Source organism: Virgibacillus sp. M23 (assembly GCF_034190895.1).
Taxonomy (GTDB): Bacteria; Bacillota; Bacilli; order Bacillales; family Amphibacillaceae; genus Virgibacillus; species Virgibacillus salarius.
On record NZ_JAWDHA010000366.1, the window covers coordinates 1 to 395 of the forward strand.

General features: G+C 48.6%; 1 protein-coding gene. It reads right to left on the reverse strand.

Annotation, left to right across the window (positions count from 1 at the left end; genetic code table 11):
- Positions 1 to 395: permease (locus tag RVS70_RS23025; RefSeq protein ID WP_321135060.1), on the reverse strand; the 395-nt coding region annotated here is incomplete at both ends.

Consider the following 395-nt stretch of genomic DNA (forward strand, 5'->3'; position numbering starts at 1 on the left):
TGCCAGACCCATCATCACGAGGGAAGAGGATACATCATTCTGCCCGATCGCAAGCAAAGTGGATGTTTTGACATACGTCTGCATGGCTGCTGCGATAAAGGCGCCGATGATTAAATATTTCCCCACGGAGAAAAATTCATCAATGGCATGACGCAAGGTCCCGCCCAGCTTTTGGAGCAAGGTACCGTGATGATGATGGTGCCCGGGTTCGTCAGGCTTTAAAAGCTGGTTATCCTTAAATTGATAGGATAAGATGACCCCGATGATCAGCGAAACGGCGAGAGCCAGTCCGCCTCTGTAAAAGACCACGCTCCATCTATTCCCGAACGCAATATAAGTAGAAAATAAAACGATAGGATTAATGATAGGCGCGGTCAGCATGAAAGCAACGCCCG